The sequence below is a fragment of the Novosphingobium sp. YAF33 genome, from assembly GCF_052113265.1.
Taxonomy (GTDB): Bacteria; Pseudomonadota; Alphaproteobacteria; order Sphingomonadales; family Sphingomonadaceae; genus Novosphingobium.
In genome coordinates this window covers 854,002-879,416 of the sequence record NZ_JBFRCW010000001.1, presented here as the reverse complement: position 1 = coordinate 879,416, position 25,415 = coordinate 854,002, and the positions used below count along the sequence as shown (strand labels likewise).

Sequence of the window (25,415 nt, the reverse complement as noted above, 5' to 3'; positions counted from 1 at the left end):
GCCCGCCAGCGTCAATGCGCGTCGCGCAGGTCCTGGGTCAGGATGCGGTCGCGCGCGGCGCGTAAGTCGCCGGTCTCGTGCTGGATCGACAAGCGCTCCCGGTCGCTGGCGCGATAGGTTTCCTCGGCATTGTCGATCTGCTCGATGGAGAGGCCAAGGTCGTCCAGCGCCTCGCGGGCCAGGGCGACAGCCGATTCCATCACTTCGCGGACCATGAAGGTGACGGGGGCATCCATCAGCCGGATCATCGCGCGGCGGTCATAGACACGGGCGAGGATGCGGGCATCGGGGAAAGCCTCGTGGACGTTCTGGAGGAAGCTGTCCGAGAGCTGGTCGCCGTCGATGCAGAACACGATCATCTGCGCGCCGCCGGCGCCGGCCTGCCGCAACAGGTCGATGCGGGTGCCGTCCCCGAACCAGACTTTCGCGCCGAAACCGCTGGCGACGTCGATCATCTCGATGTCGGTATCGATCAGCGTCACCTGGATTTCGGCGGCGATCAGCACTTGCGCCACGGTCTGGCCGAAGCGGCCGTAACCCACCAGTAGGGCCTTGGCGCCGTCCTTGCGGGGCCCTTCGCGGGTTTCCTTGCTGGTCGGCATTTCGCGGATGCGCGCGGTGGCCATCATCAGGAACGGGGTGGTGACCATCGACAGGGTGACGATGGCGCTGAACAGGCTGGCGGCGCGCGGCTCGATCAGCCAGGCGCTCTGCGCCTGCGCGAAAAGCACGAAGCCGAACTCGCCGCCCTGGCTCAGCAGCAGGCCGAGCGCCAGCGCACTGCGCCAGTTCATGCGGAACAGCAGGCCCAGCCCGAAGATCACCGAAGCCTTCACCGCGATCAGGGCCAGCGCCATGGTGGCGACGAACAGCGGGCGCTCGGCAATGGCGGAAAGGTCCAGCATCATGCCGACCGACATGAAGAACAGGCCGAGCAGGATCGAGCGGAACGGCTCGACGTCGGCCTCCAGCTCGTGGCGGTAAGGCGTATCGGCGAGCATGACGCCGGCGATGAAGGCACCCAGCGCGGTCGAAAGGCCGAGCGACTGCATCAGCGCGGCAGAGGCGATCACGGTGAACAGCGCGGCGAAGACGAACATCTCGCGCTCGCCGAGATTGCCGATCAGGCGGAACAGCGGGCGGATCACGAAGCGCCCGGCCAGGATCAGGCCGGCGATGGCGGCCAGGGTCTCCAGCACCAGGATCCAGCCCGGAGGGCCTTCAGGCAAATGCGGGTTGCGGTTCATCGCCGCGATGATCGTGATCAGCGGGATGATCGACAGGTCCTGGAACAGCAGGATTGCGAAGGAGCGTTCGCCGAAAGGCGTGTTCAGGCGCCCGGCGCTCTGAAGCATCGGCAGGACCTGCGCGGTCGAGGACAGCCCCAGCGGCAGCCCCAGCGCCAGCGAGGCGGCCAGGCTGAACCCGGCGGAATAATAGATCACCGCAGAGACCGCGAGGCCGCAGAGCGTCACTTGCAGGAAGCCGAGGCCGAAGATCTCGTTGCGCATCCGCCAGAGCCGCCGCGGCGCCAGTTCCAGGCCGACGATGAACAGCAGCAGGGTGATGCCCAGCTCGGCAATGCCCAGCTTGTTCTCCGGATCGCCGACCAGGCCCAGCGCGTAAGGCCCGAGGATGGCGCCTGCGAGCAGGTAGCCCAAGGTCGCACCCAGGCCGAGGCGGCGGAACAGCAGGACGAAGGCAAGCGCCGTGCCGAGCAGCAGGAAGCCGTCGCGCAGGAGGAATGCCTGGGTATGATCTTCCATCGGGGCCTTTCGGGCGGGAAGCGAAAATTGCGTGCGGACGGTCTTCTTAGGGCGTCACGCTGCGGTGCGGAACCCTAGACGAAGGGAGGGGCCAGAAAAGGCCAAACGATCCAAGTGGGGCTGAACCGGGCCGCGTCGGACCGGGCGCGCCGATCGGGGGGCGGGCCGATCGGGGGCCGGGCCTGCGATGGCTCAGCGCGGGAGCACGCCGGTGCAGACATATTTCAGCACCAGCCCGTCCTCGCCCGCCCATTGCACGCCGGAGATGCTTGGGCTGGCATCGCTCCAGTCCCGCAGGACCGTGCCGTTCGATCGGACGATGCGCCAGTGATAGGACAGGGCGCGGCTGCCGGTGCAGTCCACCGCGCGCTCGGTGTAGAGCACGGTGCCTTGCGGATAGCCGGCATTGGCGCGCAGCAGGACCTGCATCTGCCGGAACTGCCGCCCGATCATGCCGGCCTTCACGCTGGCCTTGTCGACATAGACGCTGCGGCCGAGCGTGTTCTCCACGCTGGGCACGAACAGACGCTGCCATTGCGCCGCCACGCCCGTCGCCGCCCCGCCCGTCGCGGCCCCGCCGGTCGTGGCCAGGGCGGGCGCGGCCAGCAGGCCGAGCAGGGTCAGGCCGCGCTTTCCGGCTGGCATCAGAGCGGGCTGCCGTTCTCGTCGCGGTAGATGTCGCGGCGGCCGACGTGGTTGGCGGGGCCGACGTAGCCGTCGTTCTCCATGCGCTCCACCCACTTGGCGGCGGTGTTGTAGCCGACGCCCATCTGCCGCTGGAGCCACGAGACCGAGACTTTCTGGTTCTCGAACACCAGCTGGCAGACCTGCCGGTACTTGCGCTCTTCCGGCTGGTCCGACGCGGTGGCGTCGAGGTCGTCGAAGCCGAAGGAGCCTTCCTCCGGCTCCTCGGTGACGGCATCGACGTAGTTCGGCTTGCCCTGGCCGCGCCAGTGATCGGCAACGTGCTCGACTTCCTCGTCCGAGACGAAGGGCGCGTGGACGCGTTTGATCGGGTCGGTGCTGGGCTTGTAGAGCATGTCGCCCTTGCCGAGCAGCTGCTCGGCGCCCTGTTCGCCCAGGATGGTGCGGCTGTCGATGCGGCTGGTTACGGCGAAGGAGATACGGGTCGGCAGGTTGGCCTTGATGACGCCGGTGATGACGTCGACCGAGGGGCGCTGCGTGGCCATGATGAGGTGAATGCCCGCCGCGCGGCTCTTTTGCGAGAGGCGCTGGATCAGCACTTCGATTTCCTTGCCCACCGTGACCATGAGGTCGGCCAGTTCGTCGACGATGAGGACGATCTGCGGCAGCGTCTCGTAATCGAGCTGGCGATCCTCGTAGAGTTCCTCGCCCGTCTCCGGGTCGAAACCGATCTGGATGCGGCGGCCGAGCGGCTTGCCCTTGGCGGCGGCGGCGCGGACCTTTTCGTTGAAGCTGGCAAGGTTGCGCACCGAAATCTCGCTCATCTGGCGATAGCGGCGCTCCATTTCCTCTACCGCCCACTTCAGCGCGCGCACGGCCTTCGGCGGTTCGGTCACCACCGGCGAGAGCAAGTGCGGAATATCGTCGTAGCTCTTGAGTTCAAGAACCTTGGGATCGACGAGGATCAGCCGGCACTGCGCGGGGGTGAGGCGGTAGAGCAGCGAAAGCAGGATGACGTTGAGGCCGACCGACTTGCCCGACCCGGTGGTACCCGCGACCAGCAGGTGCGGCATGGTTGCAAGGTCCGCCACCACGGGCTCGCCGGCGATGTCCTTGCCCAGGATGATCGGCAGCATGCCCTTGTGGTTGGCGAAAGCCTCCGAGGCGACCATTTCCTTGAACGAGACCATCTGGCGGTCGGCGTTCGGAAGCTCGATGCCCATGACCGTGCGGCCGGGGATCGAGGCGACGCGCGCGGAAATCGCGCTCATGTTGCGGGCGATGTCGTCGGCCAGGCCGATCACGCGGCTGGCCTTGATGCCGGGAGCAGGCTCCAGCTCGTACATGGTGACGACCGGGCCGGTGCGCACGGCTGTGATCTCGCCCTTGACGTTGAAGTCGTCAAGCACGGTTTCCAGCAGCCGCGCATTGCGCTCCAGGCTGAGCTTGTCGACCTTGGGCTGCGAATTGGGCGGCGGATCGGCCAGGATGTCGAGCCCGGGCAGTTCGTACTTGTCGAACATGTCCTTCTGGCGGTTGCCCAGGTTGAGCTGCGCAGGGGCGGCGCTGGCCTTGGGATCGCTGATTTCGGGCGCCTTGCGCGGCTTGTCGGCCGCAGCGTCGAAAGCGGCGGCGGGCGCATCGATGCGGGGCGCGGGCTTGGCCATTTCCTCGCCCACGTCGCGCGCGCTTGTATCGCGTGCCCCCTTGTCGCGTGATTTGGTCTTCTCGGACATGGCGGGCGCTGCCTCGCCTTCGCCGCGCAGGCGGCCGATCCGGCCCGGCAATGTCAGCAGGCGCACCCAGTCGACCGCGAAGACCTGTCCGGCCAGGGCCACGCCGGCGAGCGCGCAGAGCAGCGCCAGCACGAGCTTGATCCAGCCCTGGACGACTTCGGGCGCGAAGGCCGCGATGCCGGTGATGCCCTTGGCGCCCAGCAGGCCGGTGATGCCGCCCATCGAGGCGGGCAGCACGCCGCCCGGCGCCGTGAAGACCAGCGACATGACCGTGGCGATCAGCGTCATGGCGATCGCCAGCACCGCCACCGGGCGCCACCAGCGCTGGTTGGAATGCTCGATCTCGTTGTCGTCCTCTTCCACCAGCAGCCAGAGCTTGCGGGCGAAGACGTAGAGCAGCGGCACGAACAAGGCCGAAACCGGGCCGAACAGCACCAGCGCGCGCTCGGCCACCCAGGCGCCGACGGAGCCCATCCAGTTCTGCGCCGGACCCCCTGCGGCCGTGGAGGCGGAAGGGTCGGTCTGGTGATAGCTGACGAGTGCCAGGGCCAGGAATGCCATGGCCGCGAACAGCGTCAGCGCGCCGCTCAGTTCGGAGGCGCGGCGCAGGGAGCGCTTGAGAACGGCGCGCCAGTTCGGCTTGGCGATCCGCCGTCCTGGTGCGATGGGCCGGGTGGCCATTAAGAATTCCCCCTGGAAATCGGGCCTCTGATCAGGCCCGGATAATGCGCTCTGGCGGGACTCGCCGTCAAGAATGGATCGGGAACAGCCCTGTGGGCTAGCGGGCAAGGCCCTGAATCGCAGCCCATTTCCTCGACGGCAAAGTGCGCGCCCGATGCACTGTCATGCCGCCCAGCGCAATCACCGGAACGGCGGAACGGGCGGCGAGCAAGTGAAAATGCACGCGGCCGAGCGTCCCCCCGCCGGGATGAGAGCGGGTCGCGAAGACCGGCGAGAGCAGGATGGCGTCGGCGCGGGCGCGGTGAGCCCGGCCCAGTTCGCGCAGGGAATGGACGGTGACGAGGCGCAGGCAAGCGGGCCCCCGCGCCAGCCTTGCGGGCGCGCCATAAGCGCCGTCTGCACCCCAGCCCCGCGCCGCCCGCGCCGGGCCCGACAGGAACACGCTGTGCCCGAAGCGGCGGGCCGCGCGCGCAAGCGCTACAAACCGGGCGCGGCGCGCGGCAGGTGCCAGGTGATAGTGCCGATAGACCAGCCCCGATCCCCGCGGCAGGCGGGCGAGGGTGCGCTCCAGGGCTTCGTCGTTGCGGGCGTCGGAGATGAGCCAGATGTCGGGAAGAGGCGGGTGGCGGTTCGGCACGAAGCCGCTATAGCAGCGCGCCATGGATCAGCCAGTATCTCCTCTCGACGACATTCGTGCCCGCATCGCCCAGGCTGCCCGCATTGCCGGGCGCGAGGCCGAATCGGTGGAACTCGTCGCCATCTCCAAGACTCACCCCGCCGAGGCCCTTGCGCCCCTTATCGCCCAGGGCCAGCGCGTCTTCGGCGAAAACCGCGTCCAGGAAGCCGAGGCCAAGTGGCCGGCCCTGCGCGGCGAGCACGAGGGGATTTCGCTTCATCTCGTGGGGCAGCTCCAGTCCAACAAGGCCGAGGATGCCCTGAACCTGTTCGACTGCATCCATTCGGTCGACCGCCCCTCGCTGGTGTCCGCGCTCGGCAAGGCGATGGACAGGACCGGCCGCCGGGTGCCCTGCTTCGTGCAGGTCAATATCGGCGCCGAGGAGCAGAAGGGCGGCTGCGCCATTGCCGAAGTGCCCGCATTGCTGGCTGCCGCGCGCGAGGCCGCGCTTCCGGTCGCGGGCCTGATGTGCGTGCCGCCGCAGGGCATCGAGGCAGCGCCGTTCTTCGCGCTCCTGGCGAAGATTGCGGCGGACAACGGCCTGTCGCAGCTTTCGATGGGTATGAGCGAGGACTTCGAGACCGCCATCATGCTCGGCGCCACGCATGTCCGCGTCGGCAGCGCCCTGTTCGGCGCGCGGGGCTGATCTGAACTTTAAAGCGGGCGCATCCCGGACCTGATCCGGGACCGCTGGCCGAGCCACGCTATGCCTGATGGGCAGCGGCGGCTTCACCTGCATCAGGACGAACCGCGAATTCGGCGCGTTTTACGTTGGCGCTACAGCGGAAATCCACGGGCGGATCGCGCAGCACCGCGAAGGGCGAAGTTCCGAACTCTGCCGGAAGTATCGGGCCGACCGGCTCGTTCTGGTCGAGTGTCACGCCACCAATCAGGAAGCGATCGCGCGTGAGAAGCAACTCAGGCGCTGGCGGCGGGAATGGATGCCGGCATCGATAGAGAGCGCCAATCCGCCTTGGGAGGACTTGGCGCTCTACTTGTAGGCGGGTGAGGCGCAGCCGGTCGTCCCGAATCAAGTCCGGGACTGTTCTACCAGCCGCGCCTCAGCCTCAGTTCGGCGTTTCCAGCTCGTTGCCGGTCAGCGTCACCACATGGAGCAGGTTCGTCGAACCCGGCGTGCCGAAGGGGACGCCGGCCAGTGCCACCAGGCGCGTGCCGGCGGCGCCGAAGCCGTGGCGCAGGGCCATGCGCTTGCCCTTGGCGATCATCTCCTCGAAGCTGCCGATGTCTTTGGTAGTCACGGCATGCGCGCCCCAGAGCAGGGCAAGGCGGCGGGCGGTCTTCTGCGAGGGCGTGAGCACCAGCATCGGCGCGGCGGGACGCTCGCGGGCGACGCGGCGGGCCGAGCCGCCCGAACCGGTGAAGACGATGATGCCTTCGATCGGCAGGGTGTCGGCAATGGTGGCGCAGGAGGCGGAGAGCGCGTCGGCCGTGGTGGCGTCGGGCGGGGTCTGGGCAAGGTGGATGCGCTCGCGATAGGTGGAGTCGGTCTCCACCTTGATGGCGATGCGGTCCATGATCGTCACCGCTTCCACCGGCCACTGGCCCGCTGCCGTTTCGGCCGAGAGCATGACCGCGTCGGCGCCGTCATAGACGGCATTGGCCACGTCGGACACTTCGGCGCGGGTCGGCGAGGGGCTGGTGATCATCGATTCCAGCATCTGCGTGGCCACCACCACCGGCTTGCCGATGGCGCGGGTCTTGGCGATGATGTGCTTCTGGATCGGCGGCACTTCTTCAGGCAGCAGTTCCACGCCCAGATCGCCGCGGGCGACCATGATGCCGTCCGAAAGCTCGATGATCCCGTCGATGGAATCGACCGCCGCGGGCTTTTCGATCTTCGACATGAGCGCGCAGGCACCGCCGATCAAGCGGCGCGCTTCGGCCACGTCTTCGGGGCGCTGGACGAACGACAGGCCGATCCAGTCGGCGCCCTGCTCCACCGAGAAGGCGAGGTCGCGGCGATCCTTGTCGGTCAGCGCGGGCACCGGCACGATCGCGTCGGGCACGTTCACGCCCTTGCGGTCGGAAATGAACCCGCCGACTTCGGCGGTGCAGAGGATCGAATCGGCTTCCGGCTTGATAACCACCAGGCGCAGCTTGCCGTCGTCGATCAGCAGGCGCTGGCCCTTCTGGAGAATACCGAAGAGTTCGGGATGCGGCAGGCAGACGCGGTTCTCGTCACCCGGCGTGGGATCGCGATCGAGCGTGAAGTGGGCGCCGTGGCGCAGGAACACCTTGCCCTCGGCGAAAGTGCCGACGCGCAGCTTCGGGCCCTGGAGGTCGCAAAGGATCGCCACGGGGCGCATCAGGTCCTTTTCGACCGCGCGGATATTGGCGATGGTTTCGCGATGGGTCTCGTGATCGCCATGGCTCATGTTGACACGGAACGCATCGGCGCCGGCCTTGAGCAGCTTGGCGATGGTCTCCTTGTCGCGGCTGGCCGGCCCCAGGGTGGCAAGAATCTTCACCTTGCGCTGGCGCTTGATGCCGCGATGGTGCGGCGAACGACGAAACGGAGGGGTGGTGGCCAAAATCTGTCTGCCTCTCTTTCGATATTTCGGCGACATATGGCAAAGGCGGCATGACAAACCAAGGACGATTGCCAGAAATATGAACGGAAACGACCAGAACGACCAACTCGACGACGCTGTGGCGGCTGCGGCGTTCCGTCGCCTCGTGCGGCACCTCCAGACCCGCCACGATGCGCAGAACATCGATTTGATGGGGCTGGCCGGCTTCTGCCGCAACTGCCTGGCGGACTGGATCCGCGATGCGGGCTACGATGGCGACAAGGCCGCGGCGCGCGAAGTGATCCACGGCATGCCCTTTGGCGCCTGGAAGGATGCCTATCAGAGCGAGGCCACGCCCGAGCAGATCGCGCGGATGGAGGAAAGCCTGAAGAAAAACGGCGGATCGCACTGACGCCCCGGGGCGATGTCCCGGGGCCGGTTTCGGGGGTGTGCCAGCGCCCTCAGGAACTCGCGAGCTTCATCATGACCAGACCGGCCAGGATCAGCCCGGCCGCGGCGAGGCGCATGGCGCTGGCCGATTCCCCGAGCAGGACGATGCCGACGATGAAGGCGCCCAGCGCGCCGATGCCGGTCCAGACCATGTAGGCGGTGCCCAGCGGCAGCACGCGCATCGCCCAGGACAGCAGGCCGAAGCTCGCCAGCATGGCCGCGATCGTGACGATGCTGGGCCAGAGGCGGGTGAAGCCGTTGGACTGCTTCATCGCCGAGGCCCAGACCACTTCGAACAGGCCGGCAATGACGAGAACGATCCAGGGCATGGCAGTGGGCATTGGGGGGCAACCTCCTGAAATGGTTGCCGGGCCGTCCCGGTCTTGATGCTCCCGGGCGCGAGGTCGGTTCGGCCGGGGAGGCGGGAACGTGGTCGCCGCTCGCGGGGCGAATAACGCGGGCCCGTCGGGGATGCAACGGGGAAGGGCCGGGCGCCCTTGCTGCGGATTACACACAGGATTTCCACAGGTCGGCGCTTTGCCCGAATCCGGCGCAGTCGCTATCAGCCGCCGCCAAACCGATTCACGATTCCTATTGGAGCACTACACCGATGGCCGAAACCACCGACGATCGCCTGCGCCTGCTGATCGAGCGCGTCGAGCGCCTCGAAGAGGAAAAGAAGGGCATCTCGGACGATATCCGCGACGTCTACAACGAAGCCAAGGCAGTCGGCTACGACGTCAAGATCATGCGCCAGATCGTGCGCATCCGTAAGATGAAGCCGGATGACCGCCGCGAAATGGACATGCTGCTCGACACCTACAAGACGGCACTCGGCATCGACTGATGCCGCGCGCCTTCGACATCCGTCGAAGGCTCGCCAAACAAGGACTTGGGCCGGTGCAGCAAGCTCGTCACTTTCGTGGCGAGCGCACCCGGCGAAGCCTCCGGCGTCTCTCCCCGCCCTTGCGGCCGGGCAGAAACGCGCGTCACGTCCCGAAATGCACCAGCAGCATGGTCGCCGCATTGGCGCCGGCGTGCTGGAGCATGGCGGCGTGCAGGCCCACGCGCTGGCGGGTGAAGCCCAGCAGCAGCGCCGCCCACAATTGCGGCAGCACCAGCGGCAGCGTCAGCACCGAGACGGCAGGGTAGTTCGTCAGGTGCACGCCTGCGAAGACCAGCGCCACGATCCAGAACACCGCCGGATAAGCCGTTAGGAATCCGGCTATCGGCGCGCGCCGCTTGCGCAAGGCGATCCAGCCGCCCAGCGCCGCAAGGGCCAGTGCCGCCAGCGCGCCTGCCAGCACCATCGGCGCCATGCCTTTCGCGCAGACCACCAGGATCGCCAGCACCACGGTACAGGCCAATAGCCAGAGCGCGCGGGGCCGCCCCGTCTGCCAGCCGCGGAAAAGCGCCTCTTCGGCAATCGGGGCAATCAGGATCGTGAAGGGGAGCAGCCAGCCTCCCGGTAGCTTGTCGAAAGCATCGGGCGGGGAAAGGTGCATGGCCTGCTGCCAGATCCCGATGAGCGGCAGCACCACCAGGAAAAGTCCGGCGATGTGAACCGTTTCCAGCACGCCGAGCGCCGCCCAGCCTTCGCGCCTGCGCAGGCCGATCGGCGTCAGCACGGCGGGCCGCCGCAGGAAAGACGGCAGTTCGCGCAGGACGCCCAAGGGTGCGAAAGGCGGCGCGGAACGGGCGGGCGGGTGGGTTCGGGTAGCCATGTCCGTTCCTGATAGCCCCGTCATCCTTGCCAATTCGTTGTGCGATGCGGCGCATGATCGGCGTGCGGAGCGGGCGGTTGCCCTCGGGTGCCGGCCTGTTGTAAGGCGCGCCCTGCGTCAATTGGCACACAACATTCACCGGACCTCATTCTCCGGGCCTCGCGGATCAGTCCGCAGGCAGGCAGACGAGCGAAGCAAGAGCGGACCCATGGCAGGCCATTCCAAATTCAAGAACATCATGCACCGCAAGGGCGCGCAGGACAAAAAGCGCTCGGCGCAGTTCAGCAAGCTCTCCCGCGAAATCACCGTCGCGGCCAAGATGGGCATGCCTGATCCGGACATGAACCCGCGCCTGCGCGCCGCCGTCAATGCGGCCAAGGCGCAGTCGATGCCCAAGGACAACATCCAGCGCGCGATCGACAAGGCGAGCAAGGGCGATGCCGAGAACTACGAGGAAGTGCGCTACGAGGGCTACGGCCCCGGCGGCGTGGCCCTCATCGTCGAGGCGCTGACCGACAACCGCAACCGCACCGCCACCAACGTGCGCACCGCCTTCTCCAAGAACGGCGGCAACCTTGGTGCTTCGGGCGCGGTTTCGCACGGTTTCGAACGCCTCGGCCTGATCGAATACCCCGGCAGCGTGGGTGACGAGGACAAGGTCCTCGAAGCCGCCATCGAAGCCGGCGCCGACGATGTCGAGAGCGATATGGGCGATGGCGACGAGAATCCCGGCAGCCACCAGATCTGGGTTTCGGTCGATTCGCTTCACGAAGTCGCCCGCGAGCTGGAAAAGGTCCTGGGCGAAGCCGAGGGCGTGAAGCTGGCGTGGAAGCCCAACCTCACTGTCGACGTCGATGCCGACACTGCCGGCACGCTGATGAAGCTGGTCGACACCCTCGAAGAAGACGACGACGTCCAGACCGTCTGGGGCAATTACGACATCTCCGACGAAGTCATGGAAAAGCTGGGCTAAGCCCAGCCGTGATCATCATCGGCCTCGATCCGGGGCTCACCTGCACGGGCTGGGGCGTGGTCGCCAAGAGCGGCAGCCGCCTCAGCCACGTTGCCAACGGGCAGATCCGCACCGACGCGAAGGCCGGCATGGCCGAGCGGCTGGTCGAGCTCGATGCCGCGCTCACCGACGTGATTCTCCTCCACCGGCCCGATGCGGGCGCGGTGGAGGAGGTCTTCGTCAACGTGAACCCGCAGTCGACGCTGAAGCTGGGGCAGGCGCGCGGCGTTGCCATGCTGTCGATCGCGCGGGCCGGTTTGCCGGTGGCCGAATACTCCACCAAGGTCATCAAGAAGGCGCTCGTCGGCACCGGCGGCGCCGACAAGAAGCAGATCCAGCACATGCTGAAAGTGCTGCTGCCCGGCGTGAAGCTGGCGGGTGAGGACGCCTCCGACGCCCTGGCCGTGGCCATCACGCATGCCAACATGCTCGGGAGCCACCGTTAGGTCGGCGCGTTGTGCGCGTCATGGAACCGCACGGCGAAGAACGAGGCAGCGATGAAGACCGGGCCGATGCCAGCTGGATGGCCGAGGCGATCCGCATCGCCGTGGCCGAAAAGGGCACCGATCCCGCCGACACCCCGATTGCCGCGCTCGTCGTGCTCGATGGAAAGCTGATCGCGGCCGGGGTCAACCGCACGGCCGAGCGCTGCGACGCCACCGCCCATGCCGAGATCGAAGCCTTTCGCCTTGCCGGCCGGGCCGTGGGCGCGATGCGCGTGGAGGGGGCGACGCTCTATTCCACGCTGCAACCTTGCGGAATGTGCACGATGGCGGCGATCTGGGCGGGAGTCAGCCGGATCGTCTACGGTGCCGGCCGGGCGGACGTGCATGCCATGTATTTCGAGGATCGCCACCTTTCGACACTCGATTTCGTGACCGACGCCTGGAAGGACGACCTGTCGGTGACCGGCGGCGTGATGGCGCAGGCCTGCGCAACGCTCTATTACCGACCGTGGGACCAGGTTTCCGAAGATCAACAGGCAAACACCTGAAGGCGCCCGGCGGGGCTGGCGTCGCGCGATCGTTCCTGCCATAGGAACAAACCATGATCGCCAAGCTTACAGGTCTGCTAGACGACACCGGCCCCGACTGGGCGATCATCGACGTGAACGGCGTCGGTTATCTTGTCCATTGTTCGGCGCGTACGCTCGACCATCTCGGCATCCGGGGGGACAAGGTCGTCGTCCATACCGAGATGCAGGTTTCCGAGACCGACCAGCGCCTCATCGGCTTCACCAGCGGTGCGGAGCGCAACTGGTTCCGCCTGTTGACGGCCGTGCAGGGCGTCGGTTCGAAAGTGGCGCTGGCGATCCTCTCCGCCCTGACGACCGAGGAACTGCAGCGCGCCTGCGCCGGCGGCGATTCCGCCATGGTCGCGCGCGCCAACGGCGTCGGGCCGAAGCTGGCCAGCCGCATCGTCAACGAACTCAAGGACAAGGCCGGCGGCATGCCCACCGCACCGGGCACGCCCGGTCTGGCCTCGGCCGCCGCTCCTGCCGGTTTTTCCAGCGCGGATGCCGTTTCCGCGCTCCAGAACCTCGGCTTCAAGCCCGCGGTGGCCAGCATGGCGGTCGGCAAGGCCGTCGAGGAACTGGGCGAGGATGCGGGGCTCAATGACCTCGTTCGCGTGGCGCTGAAGAAGGCGGCGGGATGATGGCTGCAATCCGCCGGGCGCGGCTCCGTAGAGAACTTCGTCACCCTGCACCCGTTTCGGGTTCCTTTCCTCGTCAGATGCCCAACCCATGACCGATAACCCCATCCTTACCCCAACCCGCCAGCCCGAGGACGCCGATGCGGCCCTGCGGCCCAAGACTCTGGCGGAATTCGTCGGGCAGGCGGCGGCGAAGGACAACCTTCGCGTCTTCATCGAGAGCGCCAAGTCGCGGCGCGAGGCGATGGATCATACTTTGTTCTTCGGGCCTCCCGGCCTCGGCAAGACGACCCTGGCGCAGATTATCGCGCGGGAACTGGGCGTGGGGTTCCGCGCCACCAGCGGCCCGGTGATCGCCAAGGCGGGCGACCTGGCGGCGCTGCTGACCAATCTCGAGCATGGCGACGTGCTGTTCATCGACGAGATCCACCGCCTCAATCCCGTGGTCGAGGAAGTGCTCTACCCGGCGATGGAAGATCGCGCGCTGGACCTCATCATCGGCGAGGGGCCTTCGGCGCGTTCGGTGCGGATCGACTTGCCGCCCTTCACGCTGGTGGGCGCCACGACGCGGCAGGGCCTGCTCCAGACCCCGCTGCGCGATCGCTTCGGCATTCCGGTGCGCCTGCAGTTCTACTCCGTTGAGGAGCTGGAGAAAGTCGTCACGCGCGGCGCCAACCTGCTGGGCATCGGCATGGACAAGGGCGGGGCGACCGAGATCGCGCGCCGCTCGCGCGGCACGCCGCGTGTCGCCGGGCGCCTGATGCGCCGTGTGCGCGACTTTGCCCATGTCGCCGGCTCCGACGTCATCACGCACGAAATCGCCGACGATGCCCTGACCCGGCTGGAAGTGGATTTCATCGGTCTCGACGCGCAGGATCGCCGCTACCTGCAGATGATCGCCGGCATCTACAAGGGCGGCCCGGTGGGCGTCGAAACGCTGGCGGCGGGCCTGTCCGAACCGCGCGACACGATCGAGGAAGTGATCGAGCCCTACCTCATCCAGCTGGGCCTTATCGCCCGCACGGCCAGGGGCCGTTGCCTCAACGACCGGGGCTGGACGCACCTGGGCATGACGCCGCCGAATGGCGGCAGCGGACAGGGGCCGCAGGGGGCACTGTTCGATTCGGACGGGGACTGAACGCGCACGCGTTCCGCGCAACAAACTGTCGGGGGCGTTTACAGATGGGCCTTCGGATAGTCCCGGTTCGGTACAGCTTGCGCGTTACCTCCGAAAACTAACGCATTTTCTGCCTCGGCGCTGTCGAATCTCGGTAAATGCCATTGTTCCGTTAACCGCTCTCTGCGTTTGTTCAGGGCAAGTCGGCTCCCGTGTTCCCCTTTGGGCATATTCCCGAACGGACAGGGCCGAACAGAACGAAGAGAGAGACGATCATGTCGGTTCGTATGGCCCTCGCTAAACTGTCTGCCTGTGCGGCAGGCTGCGCTATCATCGGCGGTGGCGCGGTCCATGTGGCCGAGACGCAGCGCAAGTCGGTCGAGTACCGCAAGGTCAAGATGGCCAAGACGGCGAAGCCGCGCCATCCGGCCAAGCGGATCGTCCGCAAGGATCCGCCGCGCGAAGTGAAGCGCGCGCGCCGCATCATCCCGCGGCCCGACGTGCCGCAGATGGTCTCCGTCCCACTTCCTCCGCCCTATATCCCGCCCGCCCCGGCGCCGTCCTATGCGGGCGGCAGCGGCGGTGCCCCGGTGGTGGTCGGCGGCGGTGGCGGCGGCTTCGGCGGTTTCGGAGGCGGCTTCTTCGGTGGTTTCTTCGGCGGCGGCGGATCGGGCGGCGGCAACGTCATCATCTCGTCCACCTCCAGCGGCGGCTCCACTTCGGGCTCTTCGTCCACCGGCGGATTGACCACCACCACGACGGGCGGTTCCACCTCGTCCTCYAGCTCGACCGGCGGCCTGACGACGACGACCACCGGCGGACTGACCACGACGACCGGCGGCATCACCTCGACGACGTCGGGGGGAATCACCTCCACGACGACATCGTCCAGCTCGGGCGATGTCTCGACGAGCACCAGCTCTTCCAGCTCGGGCAATGTTTCTACCAGCACCAGCTCTTCCAGCTCGGGCAACGTCTCGACCAGCACAAGCTCGTCCAGCTCCACGTCCTCGTCGTCGAGCAGCTCCAGTTCGACGTCGTCCTCGACCTCCAGCTCGACCTCGACATCCTCGGGCGGCGACAATCCGCCGCCGACCACGCCGCCGACCGACGTTCCCGCCCCGCCCATGCTGATCCTGTTCGGCGCGGCTGCGGCAGCGGTAGTCGGCCGCCAGCGTCTGGTGCGCAAGAAGTCCGGCTGAGGGCAGCCAGCCAGCGCGCTGCGATACGCGGCCAGCTGGAGACGGGGGTGAGCGTCGGGGGGCGCTCACCCCTTTTTCGTGTGCGGGGCGGGCGTGTGGAAGCAAGCCGCTTCGCGCGCCGGAAATGCTCTCTGCGGCCTGGCGGAGAGGCCGGACATCTTCTCCCAAAAGAAAACCCCGCCCCGCGTGAGCGCGGGACGGGGTTTTTCTCAGCCTTGTGGCTGGCTGCTTTTTAGGCGGCCAGCTTGCGCAGCACGTACTGCAGGATGCCGCCGTTGTTGAAGTATTCCACTTCGTTGGCGGTATCGATGCGGCACAGCGCGGTGAAGGTGAAGGTCGAACCGTCCGGACGGGTCACTTCCACTTCCACGTCCTGGCGCGGCTTGAGGCTGGCGACGCCCTTGATCGTGAAGGCGTCGTCGCCGGTCAGGCCGAGCGACTGGCGGCTGTCGCCGTCCTTGAACTGAAGCGGAAGCACGCCCATGCCGACCAGGTTCGAGCGGTGGATACGCTCGAAGCTCTCGACGATCACGGCGCGGACGCCCAGCAGGTTGGTGCCCTTGGCCGCCCAGTCGCGCGACGAACCGGTGCCGTACTCCTTGCCGGCCACGACCACCATCGGCGTGCCCTGCTCCTTGTACTTCTGCGCGACGTCGTAGACCGGCAGAACCTCTTCACCGAAGCGGCTCATGCCGCCTTCGATGCCGGGGACCATTTCGTTGCGGATGCGGATGTTGGCGAACGTGCCGCGCATCATGACTTCGTGGTGGCCACGACGCGAACCGTAGGAGTTGAAGTCCGCCTTGGCGACCTGGTGCTCCATCAGCCACTGGCCCGCCGGGCTGTCGGCCTTGATCGACCCGGCCGGCGAGATGTGGTCGGTGGTGATCGAATCGCCGAGGATCAGCAGGGGCTTGGCCTCGATGATGTCGTTCACCGGCGCCGGGGTCATTTCCATGCCCTCGAAGTACGGCGGGTTGGCGACATAAGTCGAACCGGCGCGCCACGAGTAGGTGTCCGAACCGACGACGTTGATCGCCTGCCAGTGCTTGTCGCCCTTGTAGACGTCTGCATAGCGGGCCTGGAACATGCCGCGATCGACGCAGGCGTTCATCGTGGTGCTGACTTCGAGGTTGGTCGGCCAGATGTCCTTGAGGAACACGTCCGTGCCGTCCTTGCTGACGCCGATCGGGGTGGTGGTGAAGTCTTCCACCACGGTGCCCTTCAGAGCGTAAGCGACGACCAGCGGCGGCGAGGCCAGGAAGTTGGCGCGCACGTCGGGGCTGACGCGGCCTTCGAAGTTGCGGTTGCCCGAGATCACGGCGCTGGCGACCAGGCCGTTCTCGTTGATCGCCTTCGAGATCGGCTCCGCGAGCGGACCCGAGTTGCCGATGCAGGTGGTGCAGCCGTAACCGACGAGGTTGAAGCCGATGTTGTCGAGGTGCGACTGGAGACCGGCCTTCTCGAGGTAGTCGGTGACGACCTGCGAACCCGGCGCCAGCGAGGTCTTGACCCAGGGCTTCGGCTTCAGGCCCAGTTCGTCGGCCTTCTTGGCGACGAGACCGGCGGCAACCAGCACGCCCGGGTTCGAGGTGTTGGTGCAGCTGGTGATGGCGGCGATCATGACGTCGCCATCACCGATGTCGAAGTCCTTGCCTTCCACGGGAACGCGGGCAGCGGTCTTCTTGTAGGTCTCGGCCATGTCCTTGTTGAACACGTCGTCCACGTCGGGAAGCGCGACCCAGTCTTGCGGACGCTTCGGGCCGGCGAGCGAAGGCACGACGGTCGACATGTCGAGTTCGAGGGTCGAGGAGAAGATCGGGTCGGCAGCGGCCGGGTCGATCCAGAAGCCCTGCTCCTTGGCATAGGCTTCGACGAGGGCGATCTGCTCTTCCTCGCGGCCGGTGAGGCGCAGGTAGTCGATCGTCTTGTCGTCGATGCCGAAGAAGCCGCAGGTGGCGCCGTATTCCGGGGCCATGTTGGCGAGCGTCGCACGGTCGGCCAGCGACAGCGAGGCGAGGCCGGGGCCGAAGTATTCGACGAAGCGGCCGACCACGCCGTGCTTGCGCAGCATGGCGGTGCAGGTCAGCACGAGGTCGGTGGCGGTCACGCCTTCCTTCAGTTCGCCCGTCAGCTTGAAGCCGACGACTTCGGGGATGAGCATCGAGACCGGCTGGCCGAGCATCGCGGCTTCCGCCTCGATGCCGCCGACGCCCCAGCCCAGCACGCCCAGGCCGTTGACCATGGTGGTGTGGCTGTCGGTGCCGACGCAGGTGTCGGGATAGGCGACCAGTTCACCGTTCTGGTCTTCGCTGGACCACACGGTCTTGGCGATGTTCTCCAGGTTGACCTGGTGGCAGATGCCGGTGCCCGGGGGAACGGCATAGAAGTTGTCGAGCGACTTCGAGCCCCACTTGAGGAAGTCGTAGCGCTCCATGTTGCGCTGGTATTCGATTTCCACGTTCTCTTCGAACGCCTTGGGGTGGCCGAATTCGTCGACCATGACCGAGTGGTCGATCACCAGGTTCACGGGGACCAGCGGGTTGATCTTGCTGGTGTCGCCGCCGAGGGTGGCGATGGCGTCGCGCATGGCGGCAAGGTCGACCACGCAGGGCACGCCGGTGAAGTCCTGAAGCAGGACGCGGGCCGGGCGGTACTGGATTTCCTCGCCCGTGGCAGGGTTCTTCTGCCAGTCGGCAATCGCCTGGATGTCCTTGGTGGCGACGGTGAAGCCGCCGTCTTCGAAGCGCAGGAGGTTCTCGAGAAGGACCTTCATCGAGAAGGGAAGGCGCGAAACGTCGCCGATCTTTTCGGCGGCTTTCTTGAGGGAGTAGTAGGCGATCTGCTTGCCGCCGACTGTCATGGTGCTGCGGGTGCCGAGCGTGTCCTGTCCGACCTGGGTCATTTGGGTATTATCCCCTTCTGTATGGAGCGTGCCACGAGAAGAGCGGCTATTTCGCAACCCACTAGCCCAGGTTCCGAAAATGATCGCCGTGCTGCATCGCGACAAGCGGATTCTTCGGCCCCGCCGATGCGCGCTCGCGGCCCTCAGGTCAAGGGGGGCTTGCGTGGTACCTGGGACTCGACTCTTGCGTTGCGTGCACCTGTCCAGCAGCCGATAACGATCAGTATCGTGCCGGCAACAGTTGCGAGATCAAGGCGCTCTCCGAACATCAGCCAGCCAAGCAGGGCGGCCCAGAAAAAGCCGGTATACTCGATCGGCAGCAGCACTTGCGTCTCGGCGCGGGCATAGCCCCAGGACAGGAACAGCAGCGCGCATGTCGCCAGCACGGCGCCGGCCAGGATCAGCAGCAGGCTGCGGGGATCGGGCATGACTGCAAGCCAGGGGGAAAACACCAGGAAAATCAACGTTACCAGCAGGTTCTGGAATTGCGCGATCTCTACCGGCCTGGCCAGAAGCGCCTGTTTGCGCTGGAGCACCAGGTTCATGGCGTAGAACACGGCCGAGAGCAGGATCGCCGCCGTGCCCGCTATCGCTTCGTCAGAATAGGCGCCCGATCCGAGCCGGCCGGCAGTGATCACCAGCACGCCCAGAATGCCCAGCAGCGAAGCGACGACGGCGCGCGGCCGGATCGTCTCGCCCAGGAAAAGCGCTGCGAAATAGAGCGCAATGATCGGGGACACGAAGGAAATGGCGATTCCCTCGGCCATAGGAATTCGTACCAGGCCATAGAAAAAGAGTGCGGCCATGGCCGAAGTGATCGCCGCGCGCAGGGCATGGACCTTCAGCACTGCGCGGGAAGGCAGCGGTCGCCCGGCCGAGAGCCAGAGCGGGAACGTCAGGACCGTGCCGAAGAGATTGCGCAGCAGCAGCGCCGTATAGACGCCCACCGCGAGCCCGGCGCCCTTTATCATCGCGTCCATGGCGCTGAACGTGGCGATCCCGGCAATGACGGCCAGCACCGGCAGCGCCGAGGGGCGACCGGCGGGGTGCAGGCCGAGCGGCGAGCCCGGCGAAGACTCTATATCAGGGGCGGCAGGAGCGCTCATCAGGCCCCGGCTCTCGTCTCCCGCGCGGCCCCGCGCAAGCGCCAATGCAAGCAATTCATCGCAGGGACAGGCGAAATCCTTGAAGAAGGCACTATATGGGGGCAAAGCGGCAAGGTCTGCAGCCAGTTATCCTTGGCTGCGTTTCCCTCGATATCATTCCAGCATCACCAAGGGCAGGTTCAGATCACAATGGCGAGTTTCATGAGGTTCGGTTGCAGCGTGCTGGCGGTCATGGCGGCGACGGGTCTTGCAGCGCAGCCGGCTCTGGCCCAGAAGTCGGACGGAAAGACGGATACCAAGACCGCGTCCTCCAAGGCCGATGCGGCGAAGAAGAAGACCGTCTCGGCGCCCACCTCTATTCTGCCGACCACGCAGGCGACCCCCACGCCCACACCAACGCCCAAACCCACGGCGACTGCGAAGCCCGCCGCCAAGACGGCCACGCGCCCGGTAGCGGTGCAGCCGGTGGTCCCGCCTGCCGTGGTTCCCACCGCGATCCCCACGGTTTCGCAGCCGGTGGTGCAGGACGTTGTCGTGGCCGAGCCGGTCATGGCCTGGTCCATGGCGGACGCCAAGGCCCTGCTCGCCACGGTCGAATATATCGGCAAGGAAGGTCTCGTGCCGGCCGACTACCAGCCCTCGGCCTTGCGCGCCGCGATCGCCAAGGGCGAAGGCGACGAGCTTGACGCGCTGGCGAGCCGTGTCTTCGGCTGGCTGATCGAGGATCTGCGCGACGGCCGCACCCCGATGAAAGCCCGCGTGCAGTGGTTTGCGGTAGACCCCGACCAGGACGTGATGCCCACCGCGCAGATCATGGCGCAGTCGCTTTCCGAGCATGACGTGGCCGGCGTGGTGGACAAGCTCGCGCCGACCAACCCCGACTATGCGGCGCTCAAGGCCGATCTCAACGCCACGCCCATGGCCAACAAGGCGCGCCGCGCGCTGATCCAGGCCAACATGGACCGCTGGCGCTGGCTCGCCCGCGATCTCGGCGACGTCTACCTGATGACCAACATTCCGGAATTCCAGCTCCGCCTGGTGGTCAAGAACAAGATCATCCGCAGCTACAAGACCGTGGTTGGCAAGCCCGGCCGCACGGCCACGCCGCAGTTGGCCGAGACGGTGAGCGCAGTGGTCTTCAACCCCACCTGGACCGTGCCGCAGTCGATCGTGAAGGGCGAAGGCCTGGGCGCCAAAGTGCTGAACAACCCCGGCTGGGCGCGTTCGGCAGGCTACAAGGCCACCAAGAACGGCGACGGCACGATCACCGTGGTCCAGCAGCCGGGCGCCAACAACTCGCTCGGCCTGATGAAGATCGACATGCCCAACCCCCACGCGATCTACCTGCACGACACCCCGTCGAAGCAGTATTTCAACTCGGACGTTCGCGCCTTCAGCCACGGCTGCATCCGCACCGAGCGCGCCGTGGAACTGGGCATGACCATGGCGATCCTCGGCGCCAAGAAGACCGCCGCCGAAGCCGCCGAGATCTCCCGCTCGGGCGACTATACCAAGGTCGAGATGACGCGGACCTTCCCGGTCTACCTCACCTATTTCACGTATGCCCGCTCGATCGACGGCCAGCTCAAGCCGTTCGACGATCTCTATGCCCGCGACAAGCCGGTGCTCGACAGCTTTGCCGGTCCGCGCCAGCTCAAGACGACCCAGCGTGCCAGCGAGGAAGAGATCATCAAGCTCGACAATCCTCTCTGACCTGCGAAATCCGCGTCGACCGCGGAAAGACGTTCCAGGGCCCCGGTTACCGCGAGAGCGATTGCCGGGGCCTTGCCTCTCTTGGTCCCGGTGGCCACCTAGTCGTCAGGCAACAAGAACCATCCGGGCGCGGGAGACCAGAGCATGAGCGAACAGGCCAGCGAAGAAACCGGCGGCGGCGCCGGCATTTCCTTGGGCGGCAGCTCCTCGGGTGACGGCGCTCACGGCGATCGTATCGCGGAAGCCACCTCGCGCATTGCCGAGCTGGAAGCCGAACTCGAAGCATCCGGCACCACGACCCGCGAAGCCTCCGAACTCGCACGCGCCAAGGCGCTGCTGCACGCTTGGGTGGACAGTGTCGTCGCCGTTGTGGCGACGCCGGGCGTCGGACGGGCCGTCCTGATCCACGACAACGGCACGGAATCGCGCATCGCCTCCCCCGACCTGCCATTCCGCCTGGCCGTGCCGGTTTCCTTCGACGGCCGCGAGGATTAGGCCGTGACCGCATAAGCGGCGCAATCTTGGCGGGCCGTCCGGGTTTGCCCGAAAAGGTCTCTCGCCATGCCGGGAGCCTCTGAACCACCGGGATATTCCTGCGGCTTCCTGCCTGGCGCCGAACCATTTCACCTCAAACCTCGATGGCGCTATTCATGCGTTCACGACCTTGGACCCGTTCGCGGTTTCTTGGGGAGGCCGATCATGGTGTGGGATCTGCGGCGGGCGCTGCTGCGCAAGGAAGAGTTCGAATCCGGCCGCCTTACCGATTTCGAACTTCGCGAGACCGTCCGCAATCTCAAGTTGATGGCGCGGGCTTTCGAAACCGATGAAGCGGCGGTGCTGGATGCGCTCGTCGAACACGGATACGAGGCGGCGCTTCGCGGATTTCCCGAAAGGCTGGGCGACGAGGCCCGCGAAGAAGTCTGCCTGCGCCTGCGCAAGGATGCGCGGCAGATGCTGATCCGTGAACGCGGTGATCCCACGCCCTATCGGCTGGGCTAGGCGATCGTTTCCCAGCCCGCGTACCGGCCGCCGCGCAGCGCGGATCCTGGGCGGGCAGCCGTCTCCCGGTGGTCCGTCATGAGAACGCGCTGGGCTAGAACTGGCGGCGCTGCAATCGCACCAGCGTCTCATCCAGACTGGAGAGGAAGCGCGATCGGTCGGTCTTGCTGAAGGGCGGCGGGCCTCCCACCACATCGCCGCCTGCCCTGAGGTCGGCCATGATCGCCCGCGTGGCGATGGCGCTGCCGATCGAGGACGTGGTGAAAGGCTTGCCGTTGGGCGCGACCACTTCGGCGCCGAGCTTGAGGCAGCGGTCGGCCAGCAGGATGTCGGCGGTGATCACGACGGTGCCCGGGCCGGTGTTCTCGACGATCCAGTCGTCAGCGGCGTCGAACGCGTCGCTCACCAGCTTGCGCGAGACCAGCGGGCCTTGCGGAACGCGGATGGGGCTGTTGCTGACGACGACCACCGGCACCTTGTGGCGGGCTGCAACCTTGTAGGTCTCGTCCTTCACCGGGCAGGCGTCGGCATCGATCAATATGCGGATCATGTGGGCCCTTTAGCGCTTTGGGCGGCAAATGGCGACCGGAGGCGTGATCGACCCGGCTCGGCGCGAAACGGGAAGGTTCAGAACTGGCGCAGGACTTCGAGGAAGGCCTCGCCATAGGCTTCCAGCTTGCGGGCGCCGACGCCGCCGATCTCTCCGAGCTGTGCCAGCGACGATGGGCGCGCGGCGGCCATTTCGCGCAAAGTGGCGTCATGGAACACGACATAGGGCGGCACGCCCGCTTCCTGGGCGAGATCGCGGCGCAAGGCGCGCAGGGCATCGAACAGGGGATCGCCGACCGGGTTCGCGCCGCCGTCCGCCGCGCCGCGTCCACCGCGGCGCTTCTTCTCGCGCTTGGGCGGGACGACGATCTGCACCGAAGCCTCGCCCTTGAGGATTTCGCGCGCGTCTCCGCCCAGCGAAAGGCCGCCATGTTCGGTCGGCAAGAGGCTGCCGCGGGCCTGGAGTGCGCGGGCCAGCGGCTTGAGCAGTGGCTGCTCTTCCTCGGTGAGAATGCCGAAGACCGAAAGCTGGTCGTGCCCGCGCTGCAGCACGCGGTCGTCGCTCGCCCCGGTCAGGACCTTTTCGAGGTGGCCCAGCCCATAGCTCTGGCCGGTGCGATAGACGGCCGAAAGCAGCTTGCGCGCCACTTCCGTCACGTCGATCACACCTGCCGGCTCCAGGCAATTGTCGCAGTTTCCGCAGGAAGGCGCGGGCGTCTCGCCGAAGTGGCGGAGCAGGACCGCGCGGCGGCATTCGGCGGTTTCGACAAGACCCGCGAGGGCATCGAGGCGCTGGCGTTCGCTTTGCAGCCGGTGCGGTTCGATCTCGGAGAGGCGCTGGCGGGCGCGGGCGAAATCGTCGGCTCCCCAGAACATCATCGCCACCGAAGGATCGCCATCGCGCCCGGCGCGGCCGGTTTCCTGGTAATAGGCCTCGATCGACTTCGGAATGCCGGCATGGGCGACGAAGCGCACGTCCGGCTTGTCGATGCCCATGCCGAAGGCCACCGTGGCCACCATGACCATGTCTTCCGAGGCCACGAAGGCGGCCTGGTTGCGGGCGCGCACTTCGGGATCGAGCCCGGCGTGATAGGGCAGCACGCGCCGCCCGGTGGCGGAGGCCAGAGTCTCGGCCAGTTGCTCCACGCGGGCGCGGGTGGGAGCGTAGACGATGCCCGGGCCGGGGTTCTCCTCCATCACCGCTTTCAGCTGCCGCATCGCATTGTCGCGCGGGCGGATGGTGTAGCGGATGTTCGGACGGTCGAACCCGGCGACGATCAGCCCTTCTTCGGCAATGCCGAGCTGGGCGAGAATGTCGGTGCGGGTATGATGGTCTGCCGTGGCCGTCAGGGCGAGGCGCGGCACTTGCGGGAAAGCGTCCAGCAGCGGCCGCAGCAGGCGGTAGTCCGGCCGGAAATCGTGGCCCCATTCGGAAACGCAGTGCGCTTCGTCGATGGCGAAAAGGGCGACGCGCGACTGTTCGAGCAGCTCGCGGAAATGGGGCTGGCTCGCGCGTTCGGGGGCGATGTAGAGCAAGTCCAGCTCGCCCGCGCGGAAGCGGTCCATGGTGAGGCCGCGATCGGCATCGGCGCTGGTCAGCGTGGCGGCGCGGATGCCGTTGGCAGTGGCCGAGCGCAACTGGTCGTGCATCAGCGCGATCAGCGGCGAAACCACCACGCAAGTGCCGTCCAGCATGACCGCGGGCAGCTGATAGGTCAGCGATTTGCCCGCGCCGGTCGGCATGACCGCCAGGGTGGAGCGGCCCGAAAGCGCGCGCGTGACCACCTGTTCCTGCACGCCGCGAAAGGCGTTGAAGCCGAATGTGGCATGGAGCGCTTCGTGCGCGTCAGGCAGGAGATCGGCAAGAGGGTCAGCGTCTGGCACGGGGCGCTTATGGCAGAGCGATGGCAGGTCTGAAAACCGCCGAACCGATGATTTCCTCCGTTTCCGCCCCAATCGCTTGCGGTTTGGCCGCGCGAGTAGTCGAAATGGCGGCAACGAGAAGCGAGAGGAGCGTGAAGCATGGGTTCTGGAGCACAATCAGGGCGCGTGGCGGTGGTGACGGGCGCCAGTTCGGGCATCGGTCTGGAGACGGCAAAGGCGCTGGCACGGCAGGGTTTCCGGGTGATCGGCGTGGGCCGCGATGCCGGGCGCTGCGCCGAAGCCGCGGCGGCGCTTGCGGCCGAGATCGGCGCAGGCGGCGGCGAAGCGGAGATGCTCCGCGCCGATCTCTCGTTGCTGGCCGACGTGGACCGTCTGGCGGACGAGATCGCCGGAAAGGTCGACCGCGTGGACGTGCTGGTTAACAATGCGGGCGGCATGGCGCGCGAACAGGCCATCACGGCCGAGGGTTTCGAGGCGAACTACGCGGCGAATTTCCTGGGGCCTTTCGCCTTGACCGCAAGGCTGCTGCCGCTGCTGCGCCAGGCAGCGGTCAGGAGCGGCGGGGCAGGGGCCGGCAGCGTCCGGATCGTCAACACCGCCTCGGACGGCAGCGAGATGATTCCCGCGATCAACCTGGAAGACCTCCAGAACCTGGACAACTGGAGCCCCGGCGCGGCCTATTGCAGCGGCAAGCTTGCCAATGTGCTGCACGCGCGGGCTTTGGCGCCCCGGCTGGCGAAGGATGGGATCGTCGCGCACTCGGTCCACCCCGGCACGGTGGGCAGCAACTTCTTCTCCCACACGCCGGAGAGCGTCCAGGCCGCCTACGGTGACGCGCCCAAGCTGTCGCCGGCGCAGGGCGCCGATACGGTGATCTGGCTGGCGACGGCGGCAGAACCGGGCGAATCGAGCGGCGATTACTGGTTCGAACGGGCGCGCCGAAAGCCCAATCCCCTGGTCGAGGACGCGGCTTTCGTCGAGGCGTTCTGGCAGGCGGCGGAGAAACTGTCCGGCCGGGAAGGCGTGGGCCAGGTCGTCAACGGCCCGGGGTGAAATCGGCTTCCGG

The 25,415-nt window shown here is 66.9% G+C and carries 25 protein-coding genes; 14 read left to right on the top strand and 11 right to left on the bottom strand.

The window, feature by feature from the left end:
* Positions 1-11: 11 nt before the first annotated feature.
* From AB4Z00_RS04130 to AB4Z00_RS04115, 4 genes are all read right to left on the bottom strand, one after another.
* Positions 12-1,766 (bottom strand): cation:proton antiporter domain-containing protein, encoded by a 1,755-nt coding sequence (locus AB4Z00_RS04130; RefSeq protein ID WP_132264705.1) that lies wholly within the window; start codon positions 1,764-1,766, stop codon positions 12-14.
* A gap of 192 nt (positions 1,767-1,958) precedes the next feature.
* Positions 1,959-2,411: a hypothetical protein gene (locus AB4Z00_RS04125; protein WP_442045026.1), complete on the bottom strand. Its 453-nt coding sequence runs from the start codon at positions 2,409-2,411 to the stop codon at positions 1,959-1,961.
* Positions 2,411-4,828 carry a DNA translocase FtsK 4TM domain-containing protein gene (locus AB4Z00_RS04120; RefSeq protein ID WP_442045025.1) on the bottom strand — a complete coding sequence of 806 codons (2,418 nt, stop codon included), beginning with the start codon at positions 4,826-4,828 and terminating at the stop codon, positions 2,411-2,413. The genes AB4Z00_RS04125 and AB4Z00_RS04120 overlap by 1 nt, the downstream gene beginning before the upstream one ends.
* A gap of 97 nt (positions 4,829-4,925) precedes the next feature.
* Positions 4,926-5,489, bottom strand: coding sequence for a thiamine phosphate synthase (locus AB4Z00_RS04115; RefSeq protein ID WP_442045024.1), 564 nt, complete (start codon positions 5,487-5,489; stop codon positions 4,926-4,928).
* Between AB4Z00_RS04115 and AB4Z00_RS04110 the strand changes: the two genes are divergently transcribed.
* Positions 5,488-6,150 carry a YggS family pyridoxal phosphate-dependent enzyme gene (locus AB4Z00_RS04110; RefSeq protein WP_442045023.1) on the top strand — a complete coding sequence of 221 codons (663 nt, stop codon included), beginning with the start codon at positions 5,488-5,490 and terminating at the stop codon, positions 6,148-6,150. The genes AB4Z00_RS04115 and AB4Z00_RS04110 overlap by 2 nt on opposite strands.
* Before the next feature lie 67 nt (positions 6,151-6,217).
* Positions 6,218-6,505, top strand: coding sequence for a GIY-YIG nuclease family protein (locus AB4Z00_RS04105; RefSeq protein ID WP_442045022.1), 288 nt, complete (start codon positions 6,218-6,220; stop codon positions 6,503-6,505).
* 66 nt (positions 6,506-6,571) lie between these two features.
* Here AB4Z00_RS04105 and pyk read toward each other — a convergent pair whose 3' ends face one another.
* A complete protein-coding gene (pyk, locus tag AB4Z00_RS04100; protein WP_243654147.1) occupies positions 6,572-8,056 on the bottom strand; it encodes a pyruvate kinase in 1,485 nt (494 codons plus the stop codon).
* A gap of 79 nt (positions 8,057-8,135) precedes the next feature.
* Here pyk and AB4Z00_RS04095 point away from each other — a divergent pair, with 79 nt between their 5' ends.
* Positions 8,136-8,447, top strand: coding sequence for a DUF1244 domain-containing protein (locus AB4Z00_RS04095; RefSeq protein WP_442045021.1), 312 nt, complete (start codon positions 8,136-8,138; stop codon positions 8,445-8,447).
* A gap of 49 nt (positions 8,448-8,496) precedes the next feature.
* Here AB4Z00_RS04095 and sugE read toward each other — a convergent pair whose 3' ends face one another.
* Complete coding sequence (gene sugE / locus AB4Z00_RS04090) at positions 8,497-8,814, bottom strand: quaternary ammonium compound efflux SMR transporter SugE (RefSeq protein WP_132265308.1); 318 nt, start codon at positions 8,812-8,814, stop codon at positions 8,497-8,499.
* 281 nt (positions 8,815-9,095) lie between these two features.
* Here sugE and AB4Z00_RS04085 point away from each other — a divergent pair, with 281 nt between their 5' ends.
* Positions 9,096-9,332 (top strand): DUF2312 domain-containing protein, encoded by a 237-nt coding sequence (locus AB4Z00_RS04085; protein WP_086492369.1) that lies wholly within the window; start codon positions 9,096-9,098, stop codon positions 9,330-9,332.
* Positions 9,333-9,474: 142 nt separating this feature from the next.
* Here the strand turns inward: AB4Z00_RS04085 and AB4Z00_RS04080 are convergent, their stop codons facing one another.
* The gene (locus tag AB4Z00_RS04080; protein ID WP_442045020.1) at positions 9,475-10,209 is read right to left on the bottom strand and encodes a CPBP family glutamic-type intramembrane protease; all 735 of its coding nucleotides are present in this window, start codon (positions 10,207-10,209) and stop codon (positions 9,475-9,477) included.
* A 208-nt stretch (positions 10,210-10,417) separates the two neighbouring features.
* Between AB4Z00_RS04080 and AB4Z00_RS04075 the strand changes: the two genes are divergently transcribed.
* The 6 genes from AB4Z00_RS04075 (at position 10,418) to AB4Z00_RS04050 (ending at position 15,193) form a co-directional block, all read left to right on the top strand.
* The gene (locus AB4Z00_RS04075; protein WP_132264720.1) at positions 10,418-11,182 is read left to right on the top strand and encodes a YebC/PmpR family DNA-binding transcriptional regulator; all 765 of its coding nucleotides are present in this window, start codon (positions 10,418-10,420) and stop codon (positions 11,180-11,182) included.
* Between the two features lie 8 nt (positions 11,183-11,190).
* Entirely contained in the window at positions 11,191-11,667 is a 477-nt protein-coding gene (gene ruvC, locus AB4Z00_RS04070) for a crossover junction endodeoxyribonuclease RuvC (protein WP_132264722.1), read from the top strand.
* 20 nt (positions 11,668-11,687) lie between these two features.
* Positions 11,688-12,215 (top strand): nucleoside deaminase, encoded by a 528-nt coding sequence (locus AB4Z00_RS04065; protein WP_442045019.1) that lies wholly within the window; start codon positions 11,688-11,690, stop codon positions 12,213-12,215.
* Between the two features lie 53 nt (positions 12,216-12,268).
* Complete coding sequence (gene ruvA / locus AB4Z00_RS04060) at positions 12,269-12,877, top strand: Holliday junction branch migration protein RuvA (RefSeq protein WP_132264723.1); 609 nt, start codon at positions 12,269-12,271, stop codon at positions 12,875-12,877.
* 88 nt (positions 12,878-12,965) lie between these two features.
* The gene (ruvB, locus tag AB4Z00_RS04055; RefSeq protein WP_442045018.1) at positions 12,966-14,012 is read left to right on the top strand and encodes a Holliday junction branch migration DNA helicase RuvB; all 1,047 of its coding nucleotides are present in this window, start codon (positions 12,966-12,968) and stop codon (positions 14,010-14,012) included.
* A 254-nt stretch (positions 14,013-14,266) separates the two neighbouring features.
* The gene (locus AB4Z00_RS04050) at positions 14,267-15,193 is read left to right on the top strand and encodes a PEP-CTERM sorting domain-containing protein (protein WP_442045017.1); all 927 of its coding nucleotides are present in this window, start codon (positions 14,267-14,269) and stop codon (positions 15,191-15,193) included.
* A 232-nt stretch (positions 15,194-15,425) separates the two neighbouring features.
* Here the strand turns inward: AB4Z00_RS04050 and acnA are convergent, their stop codons facing one another.
* Positions 15,426-18,098, bottom strand: coding sequence for an aconitate hydratase AcnA (gene acnA / locus AB4Z00_RS04045; RefSeq protein ID WP_132264729.1), 2,673 nt, complete (start codon positions 18,096-18,098; stop codon positions 15,426-15,428).
* 143 nt (positions 18,099-18,241) lie between these two features.
* Positions 18,242-19,204, bottom strand: a complete 963-nt coding sequence (locus tag AB4Z00_RS04040; protein ID WP_132264730.1) for a DMT family transporter — start codon at positions 19,202-19,204, stop codon at positions 18,242-18,244.
* A 201-nt stretch (positions 19,205-19,405) separates the two neighbouring features.
* On the opposite strand from AB4Z00_RS04040, the gene AB4Z00_RS04035 reads away from it, so the two are divergent.
* The 3 genes from AB4Z00_RS04035 to AB4Z00_RS04025 all read left to right on the top strand — a co-directional run bounded on the left by AB4Z00_RS04035 (position 19,406) and on the right by AB4Z00_RS04025 (position 21,916).
* Positions 19,406-20,917, top strand: coding sequence for a L,D-transpeptidase family protein (locus AB4Z00_RS04035; protein WP_442045016.1), 1,512 nt, complete (start codon positions 19,406-19,408; stop codon positions 20,915-20,917).
* Between the two features lie 144 nt (positions 20,918-21,061).
* Positions 21,062-21,412, top strand: a complete 351-nt coding sequence (locus AB4Z00_RS04030) for a hypothetical protein (RefSeq protein WP_442045015.1) — start codon at positions 21,062-21,064, stop codon at positions 21,410-21,412.
* Between the two features lie 204 nt (positions 21,413-21,616).
* Positions 21,617-21,916, top strand: a complete 300-nt coding sequence (locus AB4Z00_RS04025) for a hypothetical protein (protein ID WP_442045014.1) — start codon at positions 21,617-21,619, stop codon at positions 21,914-21,916.
* Positions 21,917-22,010: 94 nt separating this feature from the next.
* Here AB4Z00_RS04025 and AB4Z00_RS04020 read toward each other — a convergent pair whose 3' ends face one another.
* Both AB4Z00_RS04020 and recQ read right to left on the bottom strand, forming a co-directional pair.
* On the bottom strand, positions 22,011-22,466 hold the full coding sequence (locus tag AB4Z00_RS04020) for a YaiI/YqxD family protein (protein WP_208324870.1): 456 nt from the start codon (positions 22,464-22,466) through the stop codon (positions 22,011-22,013).
* Positions 22,467-22,543: 77 nt separating this feature from the next.
* Positions 22,544-24,349 (bottom strand): DNA helicase RecQ, encoded by a 1,806-nt coding sequence (gene recQ / locus AB4Z00_RS04015; protein WP_442045013.1) that lies wholly within the window; start codon positions 24,347-24,349, stop codon positions 22,544-22,546.
* Positions 24,350-24,487: 138 nt separating this feature from the next.
* Here recQ and AB4Z00_RS04010 point away from each other — a divergent pair, with 138 nt between their 5' ends.
* A complete protein-coding gene (locus AB4Z00_RS04010) occupies positions 24,488-25,402 on the top strand; it encodes an SDR family NAD(P)-dependent oxidoreductase (RefSeq protein WP_442045012.1) in 915 nt (304 codons plus the stop codon).
* Positions 25,403-25,415 lie beyond the last annotated feature (13 nt).